Origin of the sequence: Sphaerisporangium rufum (genome assembly GCF_016863395.1) — a bacterium.
GTDB classification, from domain to species: Bacteria; Actinomycetota; Actinomycetes; order Streptosporangiales; family Streptosporangiaceae; genus Sphaerisporangium; species Sphaerisporangium rufum.
On the sequence record NZ_BOOU01000127.1, the window covers coordinates 1 to 7,166 of the forward strand.

Annotated in this window: 4 protein-coding genes; 3 read left to right on the forward strand and 1 reads right to left on the reverse strand. The window is 72.0% G+C overall.

The genetic code is table 11. The features are described from left to right. Positions 1–733: 733 nt before the first annotated feature. The 3 genes from Sru01_RS34865 to Sru01_RS34875 are packed head-to-tail and all read left to right on the forward strand — an operon-like array spanning position 734 to position 4,430. Positions 734–1,813 carry a sugar ABC transporter substrate-binding protein gene (locus Sru01_RS34865; protein ID WP_203995110.1) on the forward strand — a complete coding sequence of 360 codons (1,080 nt, stop codon included), beginning with the start codon at positions 734–736 and terminating at the stop codon, positions 1,811–1,813. A 12-nt stretch (positions 1,814–1,825) separates the two neighbouring features. After that, the gene (locus Sru01_RS34870) at positions 1,826–3,385 is read left to right on the forward strand and encodes a sugar ABC transporter ATP-binding protein (protein WP_203995111.1); all 1,560 of its coding nucleotides are present in this window, start codon (positions 1,826–1,828) and stop codon (positions 3,383–3,385) included. Continuing rightward, complete coding sequence (locus Sru01_RS34875) at positions 3,378–4,430, forward strand: ABC transporter permease (RefSeq protein WP_203995112.1); 1,053 nt, start codon at positions 3,378–3,380, stop codon at positions 4,428–4,430. The genes Sru01_RS34870 and Sru01_RS34875 overlap by 8 nt, the downstream gene beginning before the upstream one ends. Positions 4,431–4,490: 60 nt before the next feature. Here the strand turns inward: Sru01_RS34875 and Sru01_RS34880 are convergent, their stop codons facing one another. Continuing rightward, positions 4,491–6,305, reverse strand: a complete 1,815-nt coding sequence (locus Sru01_RS34880; protein ID WP_203995114.1) for a glycoside hydrolase family 27 protein — start codon at positions 6,303–6,305, stop codon at positions 4,491–4,493. Positions 6,306–7,166: the final 861 nt, after the last annotated feature.

Consider the following 7,166-nt stretch of genomic DNA (forward strand, 5'->3'; position numbering starts at 1 on the left):
GGGTTCCTTTCGTGGAGCCGGACTCGTAAGATCTCGTCGTGGATTGGACCGCCCATTCTGTTAGCGCTAACAGCGTCGGGGTGACCACCGGGCGGGCCGAAGGATGGTGTCCCGGCGCCGGCGGTCCGCTGATCGCCGGCTGATCGTAGGTGGTGGTGCGGCGGAGCAAATCCGAACCGGCGGTGGCTCGTCAAGAGGCCCGCCCGGTCGCCGGACGCCGCCGCGCGGCGTCCGCTCGCTCGCCAACTGTGCCGACGGCTGGCGGCCGCGCCTCGTCCCGCGTCCGGGAGGCTGAAATTTTCACCCGCCGGAGGGTACGCGTCGCGGGACGGGCGCCGGCCGGGTGCCGGGCCACGCTCCCGGTCGCGAGGCCGCGCCCGCCCGGCGGACGGCGGTTCGCCCGGTGACCGGGCCGCCCTCCCGCCACCACCTGGTGGAGCCCGCCCGGATGAGGCAAGACATGGGATGTATGGGAGCGCCTGCGAGATGGGCTCGGCCGCGATATCCGGCCACCCTAGCCGCGCCGCCCGCGAATCCTGCGGAAATCTCAGAAAAAGTCTGGACACTGGCTGGGATTTGGCCATAGAAAGACGTCCTATGTCGTGGCGGTGACAAGCGCGTTTCGGATCCGGTCTCGTGAGAGTCACGCGTCGGAGCGCGGCCGGTCCCGCTGGTGTCCGCGGCGGGTTCGGCCGGTGCCGGCCACGGGCCCGGTGATCTTTGAGGAGAGACGATGAGACCCAGACGGTTCGCACTCGCCGTGACCCTGACCGTGTCGGCGAGCCTCGCCGCCGCGTGCGGCGGGGACGGCGGCGCCGGGGCGGGCGGTGGCGGGGCGAGCGGCGCCCCCGCGAAGCCGGTGCTCGGCGTGGACTACCCCCGCTCCGACACCGACTTCTGGAACTCCTATATCAAGTACGTCCCGCAGTCCGCCGGTGAGCTCGGCGCGGACATCAAGACCACCAACTCCCAGAACGACGTCGCCACCCTCACCGCCAACGTGCAGAGCCTGGTCGGACAGGGCGTGCGCGGCGTGGTCATGGCGCCGCAGGACACCGCCGCGGTGGCTCCCACCCTCCAGCAGCTCGAGGGCAAGAAGATCCCGGTGGTCCTGGTGGACACCCGGCCCGACCAGGGCAACGCCTTCATGGTCGTACGCGCCGACAACCGCGCCTACGGGGAGAAGGCCTGCCGGTACCTGGGCGAGAAGCTCGGCGGCAAGGGCAAGGTGATCATGCTGCAGGGCGACCTCGCCTCAATCAACGGCCGCGACCGCACCGAGGCGTTCAACGAGTGCATGAAGCAGAACTACCCCGGCATCAAGGTCTTCGGTGAGGCCACCAACTGGGACGGCGCGGTTGCCGCACAGAAGCTCTCCACGGTGCTCACCGCCAACCCCGACCTCAAGGGCGTCTACATGCAGTCGAGCTTCGCGCTCGCCGGCACGCTGCAGGTGCTCAAGCAGCGCGACCTGCTGGTCCCGCCGGACGACGCCAAGCACGTCTTCGTGGTCTCCAACGACGGCATCCCGCAGGAGCTCAAGGACATCGCCGCCGGCAACATCGACGCCACCGTTTCCCAGCCCGCCGACCTGTACGCCAAGTACGCGCTCTTCTACGCCAAGGCGGCGGTGGACGGCAAGACGTTCCAGCCCGGCAAGACCGACCACGACAGCAACATCATCCAGGTGCGCCCGGGATTGCTGGAGGACCAGCTCTCCGCGCCCCTGGTCACCGCGGACGGCGCGACCTACGGCGGCATCCCCAGCGTCAAGCACGACGACAAGTCGCTCTGGGGCAACAACCTGAACTGAGAGGGCGTGGCCATGGGCGAGTTCGCGGCAGCGAGCTCTCCGCCCGCCCGGGACGGCGGGCCGGTCCGGCAGGACCGGCCCGTCGCCGAGGCGGAGCGCATCACCAAGAGATACGGCGAGACGGTGGCGCTGGACCGCGCGCACATCGCGATCACACCGGGGGAGACGCACGCCCTGGTCGGACGGAACGGCGCGGGCAAGTCCACCCTGGTGTCCATCCTGACCGGGCTGCAGGCGCCGGACGAGGGCGAGGTCCGCTTCGCCGGAGCCCCCGCGCCGCGGCTCGCCGACCGGGACGCCTGGCGGCGGCGAGTGGCCTGCGTCTACCAGAAGTCCACGATCATTCCCGGGCTGACCGTGGCGGAGAACCTGTACCTGAACCGGCACGACCGCAACCGGCTGGGCCTGGTCGGCTGGTCGAACCTGTGGCGCAAGGCCGCCGAGCTGCTGGAGGAGTGGTCGGTCGACGTGGACGTCCGCCGGCCGGCCGGCGACCTCGGGGTGGAGCAGCGGCAGTTCGTGGAGATCGCCCGCGCTCTGTCGTTCGGCGCGCGGTTCATCATCTTGGATGAGCCCACCGCCCAGCTCGACGGCGCCGCCATCGCCCGGCTCTTCGAGCGGATGCGCGCCATGCGGGAACAGGGCGTCACCTTCCTGTTCATCAGCCACCACCTGCAGGAGGTCTACGAGATCTGCGACCGGGTCACCGTCTTCCGCGACGCCCGGCACATCGTCACCGCCCCGGTGGCGGACCTGCCGCAGGGTGATCTGGTGGCGGCGATGACCGGCGAGGCCGCCGGGCTGCGGGAGCGGCGGGTGCGACCGGCGATCGGCGCGGACGTGCCGGTCGTGCTGGAGGCCCGGGGCCTGACCGGCGCCGGGGCCTACCACGAGGTGGACCTCCGCGTCCGGGAGGGGGAGATCGTCGGCCTGGCCGGGCTGGAGGGCAGCGGCAAGACCGAGCTGGCCGAGACCGTCGTCGGGCTGCGGGCACCGGCCGCGGGCGTCGTCGAGGTGGCCGGGCGCCCGCTGAAGCCGGGCAGCGTGCCCGACGGGCTGGCGGCCGGCGTGGGGTTCGTCCCTCGTGATCGCCACCATCAGGGCCTGGTCCCGCTGATGTCGATCGCCGACAACGCCACGCTCACCGTCCCCGAGCGGCTCGGCGCCGCCGGATTCCTCAGCGACCGGCGGCGCGACGCGCTGGCCGGTGAGATGATCGACAATCTGGCGATCAAGACCCCCGGCCCGGCGCTGCCCGTCTCCGGGCTGTCCGGCGGGAACCAGCAGAAGGTCGTCATGGCCCGCGCGCTGGCCAACGACCCCCGCCTGCTGGTGCTCATCACGCCGACCGCCGGGGTCGACGTCCGGTCCAAGGAGTTCCTGCTCGGCAAGGTCGAAGAGGTCGCCGGGCAGCGGACCGCCGTGGTGATCGCCTCCGACGAGCTGGACGATCTGCGGTCGTGCGACCGGGTGCTGGTGATGTTCCACGGCCGTGTCGTCGCCGAACTGGCCGCCGGCTGGCACGACCACGAGATGGTGGCCGCCATGGAAGGAGTCGAGCTCGATGCCTGAGACCACCGCCGTGCCCGCCGGGACCGGACGGCCACCGGACCCGCCGGCGCCGGACGGGACCGGAGCGGGACGGCGCCGTCCGGCGATCCGGCTGGCCCGGTTGCGGGACTACGCCCTGGTGCCCGCCATCGTCGTCATCGCGATCGTCGGACAGATCGTCAATCCGATCTTCCTGCAGAGCGACAACCTGATCAACATCCTGCAGACGATGTCGGAGATCTCGCTGCTCGTCCTGGCCCAGACGCTGGTGCTGGTCGCCGGCCGGATGGACCTGTCGCTGGAGTCCACCTTCGGGCTGGCCCCCGGGGTGGCCGCCTGGCTGACGGTCGCGGCCGGCGCCGGGCACGGGCTGGGCCTGCTGCCCGGCGGGTGGGCGATCCCGGTCACCCTGGCGGTCGGGGTGCTGGCGGGGGCGGTGAACGCGCTGTTCATCGTCCGCTTCGGGCTCAACGGCTTCATCGTCACGCTGGGCATGCTGATCGTGCTGCGCGGCCTGCTCACCGGCATCTCCGGCGGCAAGACCTTCTTCAACCTCCCGCCGTCCATGACCTATCTCGGCTCGACGGTGTGGCTGGGCGTGCCCGCCTCCATCTGGATCTGCCTGCTGCTGTTCGCGGGCGGGATCGTGGTGCTGGGGTACACCCGGTTCGGCCGGTCGCTGTACGCCATCGGCGGCAACGTCGACGCGGCCAAGGCGGCCGGCATCCGCACCGACCGGGTGCTGTGGATCACCCTGATCGCCGCCGGCACGCTGGCCGCGCTCGGCGGCCTGCTGCTCTCCGGCCGGCTCGCCTCGGTCGCCGCCGGCCAGGGCGACGGGGCCATCTTCACCGTGTTCGCCGCCGCCGTCATCGGCGGGGTGAGCCTCAACGGCGGCAAGGGCACGGTGTTCGGCGCGTTCACCGGAATCCTGCTGCTCTACATGATCCAGAACGTGCTGACGCTGGCGGGGGTGCCGGCCCAGTGGATCGAGGCGCTCAACGGCGGGATCATCCTCACCGCGCTGGCGATCTCCCGGCTCACCGGCGGCCGGACGCAGGACTGACCCCGGGCGGGGCGAGGGCGGTCATGCCCCCGCCCCGCCCGGTGTTCCGGCGCTGAGGCGTCAGGTGCGGGTCCAGCGCTGGTTGGTGCCGCCGTTGCAGGACCAGATGACCAGCTTGGTGCCGTTGGCGGTGGCGTTGTTCGGCACGTCCAGGCACTTGTTGGCGCCGACCGCGGTGATGCTGCCGTCGGCGTTGAACCGCCACTGCTGGTTGTTCTGCCCGTTGCAGTCCCAGATGATGACGTTCGTTCCGTCGGCGGTGCCGCGGTTGTTCACGTCCAGGCACTTGTTGCCGTACACCCGCAGCTCCCCGGACGCGGTCTGCGTCCACTGCTGGCCGGTGCCGCCGTTGCAGTCCCAGATCTGGGCCTGCGTCCCGTTGGCCGACGATCCCGCGTCCAGGCACCGGCCCGAGGCGGCCCCCTTGATCGCGCCGCCGCCCGGCGCCGGGGTCGGGGTCGGGGACGGCGAGGGCCCGCCGCCGGTCCCGGTGACGGTGAGCAGCACCGCCTCGCGCGCGGGCACCGTGACGGTGTGGCTCCCGCTGAAGGTGCCGACGTCGGTACCGGTCCACGGGTCGCGCACCACCGCCGAGCCGGTCAGGCCGAGGTCGGACCAGCGGGCGGTGATCGGTGCGGCGGAGGTCGTCCGGTTCAGCAGCAGGACCGCCCGGCGGCCGTCACCGATCAGCACCTTGCTGTACACCTGGCGCCCGCTCTGGTCCTCGGCGACCTTGACCCCCTGCCGGCCGTTCGGATCCTGGTCGACCGCCAGGACCTCGCGGTTGGTGAGGATCGCCCGGGTCTCCGCGCTCATGGTGGCCAGGTTGTTGCCCGCCAGCAGCGGCGCCCCCGAGATCGCCCACAGGCCGAGGTGCGTGCGGTTCTGCGCGGCGGTGAAGCCCTTCATGCCGACGACCAGCATGTCGGGGTCGTTGTAGCGGCCCGGGCTCTGCGCCGCGGGATGCTGGGCGGAGTCGAAGTTGGCCAGCACCCGGTCCATCGACGCCGACTCGCCCCAGTAGATGATGTCACCGCTGGTCCGCCACATCGTCGACATGGCCGGCGCCCAGTCCCACGGGCTCTGCTGGCCCCAGTTGCACACCGACAGCACCATCGGCCGGCCGGTCTGCGCGGTGGCCCGGCCGATCGCGTCGCTGATCGCCTGATAGGTGGTGCGCGAGTTCAGGCCCTCGGCCTGCCCGCCGCACCAGTCGACCTTGACGAAGTCGAACCCCCAGCGGGAGAACTGCAGGAAGTCCTGGTCGTAGTGGCCCTCGCTGCCGCTGTTCGGCGCGGCCGGTCGCCCGGTCGGATAGTAGTAGCCGCACCCGTTGCGCCCGGCGTCGGTGTAGATGCCGGCCTTCAGGCCCTTGCTGTGGATGTAGTCGGTGATGGCCTGCATGCCGCCGGGCCATTCGGCGGTGTCCACGGTGATGTTGCCGGCCGCGTCCCGGGTGCCCTGCCACCAGCCCTCGTCGATGTTGACGTACTCGTAGCCGGCGTCCTTCATCCCGGAGGACACCAGCGCGTCCACCTGGTTCTTGATCACGTTGTAGTTGATCTGCGCGGCGAACGTGTTCCAGGACGCCCACCCCATCGGCGGTCTGGTCACCGGGGACACCGCCGCGACGGTCGCGGCCGAGCCGGCCACGGCCTTGACGGTGGCGGCGGCCGCGCCGTCGGCCACCGTCAAGACCACGGCACAGCCTGCGGGCAGCGCGGCCAGGACGGCCAGTCGCGCGGCGGCCATCAGCCGGCCGCCGCGCCGGCCGTCGCGCCGGGCGGCGGGCCGGGCGAGTGCCCGGCCGAGGCGGTGGCGCGCTTCGCCGAGGAACCGGAAGGGGCGCCGTCGGGTGCTTCGGGTCGGTGGCATCGATGTGTCTCCGGTGCGTCGGGGCGGGACGCGTGCGCATGCCCGCTCGCCGCCCGGCGGGCCGGGGGGCGCGCTCATGGCCGTGTCCCCGCCGGTAGGTCATGACGGGAGTGCGGGGCGGGGCCGCCGGAATCGGTGCTCCGGCGCGTCACCGGACCACGACATGGCGGCGCCTCCCGCCGTCCACCACCGACCCCGGCACGAGGCGACCATCTCGGGACAGTCTGGAAATATCCCGGAAACCTGTCAAGGTCAGCTGAAACGGTTCGACGGGCGACGAGGTCGCCGGGGCCGGAACGGGCGGGCCGCAGGTGGCCTGCCGGGCCGCCGGCCGATCCGGCCGGGCGCTGAAATTTTCATCGTCCCCCGATCCGCCGGAGGGCGGGCATATCACCGGTGACAAGAGCGGACGCCCGCCCGGGCCGCCGGCCGGCGGGCGCGGGCCGTGACCGCGTCCTTGACAGTGCGGCCGGCCGTCGTATTTGCTCCGCCGCACCACCGCCTTCCGTCACCCGACCGAGAGGAGCCCGCGACCGCCGAGGTCTTGTTAGCGTTAACAGATCGACTTGACCACGGCGCCGGCCGGTCGCGCCGGAACATCGTCCGCCTCGCCCGGTACGGGCTTCCCGCACCCGCGTTCCCCCGGGAGCGCCACCGCTCCACCCGCCTGGTCCGCGTCCGGCGCCCGCGTCCGCCGGCCGGCCCGGCGCACCCCCCACCCCCCACGACGTAGGGACGGCGTACTCGACATGTCAGCGCTCTTGAAGCGAATACCCGCCATCGGGGTCTCCCGGCTCGGTCGTTCACTGTTCACCGTTCTGCTGGCCGTGGCCCTGGGCGTGCTCGGCACGGTCGTGGGGG